This is a genomic window from Methylobacterium nigriterrae (genome assembly GCF_037106235.1).
Classification (GTDB): Bacteria; Pseudomonadota; Alphaproteobacteria; order Rhizobiales; family Beijerinckiaceae; genus Methylobacterium; species Methylobacterium nigriterrae.
The window spans coordinates 1-1566 of sequence record NZ_JBAWTG010000350.1; the positions used below are offsets into that span (position 1 = coordinate 1).

3 protein-coding genes and 1 pseudogene are annotated in these 1566 nt (G+C 60.1%); all 4 read right to left on the reverse strand.

From position 1 onward, the window contains the following. Nucleotides 1-86: pseudogene (locus WDW90_RS36950) on the reverse strand (IS6 family transposase); the annotation flags it as partial. Nucleotides 87-93: 7 nt separating this feature from the next. Then, nucleotides 94-309, reverse strand: coding sequence for a hypothetical protein (locus tag WDW90_RS36955; protein WP_336492696.1), 216 nt, complete (start codon nucleotides 307-309; stop codon nucleotides 94-96). Nucleotides 310-535: 226 nt separating this feature from the next. Next, nucleotides 536-772, reverse strand: coding sequence for a DUF6894 family protein (locus WDW90_RS36960; protein WP_336492697.1), 237 nt, complete (start codon nucleotides 770-772; stop codon nucleotides 536-538). A 343-nt stretch (nucleotides 773-1115) separates the two neighbouring features. Further along, the gene (locus tag WDW90_RS36965; RefSeq protein ID WP_336492698.1) at nucleotides 1116-1376 is read right to left on the reverse strand and encodes a DUF6894 family protein; all 261 of its coding nucleotides are present in this window, start codon (nucleotides 1374-1376) and stop codon (nucleotides 1116-1118) included. Nucleotides 1377-1566 lie beyond the last annotated feature (190 nt).

A 1566-nucleotide genomic window follows, 5' to 3' on the forward strand; every position in this document is an offset into this window, starting at 1 on the left:
GGGAGGTTCAGCGTGCCGGGCCTGACCTCGGCACTGCGCTCCAGGAACAGCTCCTCGATGGTGCGGTAGCTGAGCGGGTCGCGCAGGTCTCGGTCATGGCTTCAGCCGCCGAGCCTGCAGGTAAGCCCGGCGGGCGCGTAGGGCCGCCAGGGTGGCCTTGATCCTCCACAACGCGCCCATGGCCCTGATGGTGTTCTGCCCGTTCTCGTTCAGCCGTTCGATCTGCTCGACCTGCTCGGCGCAGCGCTTCTCGCCCTCTGCGATGAGGCGAGGGAGGGCAGAAAGCCTGGCACCAGCCGCTCCTGCCATGGCCCGCTCCCGGCCACTGACTACTGAGAACATTCCTTATCAGAAACCAGAGAAGCCCTCGCGGTGGCTGGTGAGACTGGGTGTCATCGCGACCAATGTGACAGCGCCATCCTACTTTCCGAGCAGGCAAGATTCGAGAAGGTCTGCGGAGTGGCGCCCTCACCAGCAGGGTATATGGCTGGCGTCCTATGCCAGGTCGTCGCCGTGTCGGCCCACAGCCAGCAGCTTAGTTCGGCGGGGTGAAGTCCAGGGACAGATCAATGTGGAACGGGTTGATGCCACGCCTGTTTCGCACAGAGGCGACATAGCGCACCTGTCCAGAGCTATGATTCAGGTTTTGCAGTATTGATGCCAGAGTTTTGAAGGCTTGCACACGAGCATCGTCGTCGGCTTTTGCGTCAAACTTCGCCGCATCTTTTACATGCTGCGACCCACTGTGCAGATCTAGGTAGTACCTCGGCATCTGCGTTCTCGCCTGTGACAGCCAGAAAGCTGCGTGTCGTAGGCATCATTTCTGATGCAATTGGAATATGGTCTTATATTCAGCAGTTCATCCTAGCACCACAGTGTCCCCCCTTCGGTGTGCCGCGCTGCTGTTCAGCCATTCCGGCAGCGGTCCGGCCATGAGCCTCTCCCTGGAAGCCTACTCCGAGCTCCCTGCCGGTCATGCTTCGGCTGGAATGGTCATTCTGAGCCGGACGGCAGCATCAGGAGCGGCAACCAAGGCCAGCCCTGATGCCTCCGGTGAGACCAAGGAAAGCCGTCGGTGAGGCTAGGGCTGCCGTTCTGGATTGTCCCGGGGAGCTTTAGGCTGCCTGTGACTCTCCCTGCTCGGCATGCCATGCGGCGGACAGCTCCAGGGACGCGGTGAAGACGGTGCGGTCGTTGGCATCTCGGACGACGACGTTAAGCCTCTGGCCCGCATACCTCTCGGGCCGGTCCCCGGCGATCTGACACAACGCTCGCAACGCCTCTGACGAGACGGCCCTGGGGTTTGCACACTCCGTGCCCTCCTCGTCACGGATCGAGAGATGAAGGTCTTGGAAATCAAAAAAGTACCGGGCCATTGCTTTGATCCAACCCGTTCAAGAGCGAATGTGGCTCGTTTTACTCCACTAGGAGGCGTCAAATCGGCTGAACGGCTCATTAATCTTTTTACGTCGCGAAATAGGATAGCAGTTTCGTCCGGAAACGTACAACAAGGACCGGCCTCACTGAGCGTATCACGCAGCGTTTCTCGGGACTCCAGCCGTATCA

Excerpts from the sequence above, each read along its gene's own strand:
- WDW90_RS36955 (WP_336492696.1), bottom strand. The coding sequence starts at position 309 with ATGGCAGGAGCGGCTGGTGCCAGGCTTTCTGCCCTCCCTCGCCTCATC.
- WDW90_RS36960 (WP_336492697.1), bottom strand. The coding sequence starts at position 772 with ATGCCGAGGTACTACCTAGATCTGCACAGTGGGTCGCAGCATGTAAAA.
- WDW90_RS36965 (WP_336492698.1), bottom strand. The coding sequence starts at position 1,376 with ATGGCCCGGTACTTTTTTGATTTCCAAGACCTTCATCTCTCGATCCGT.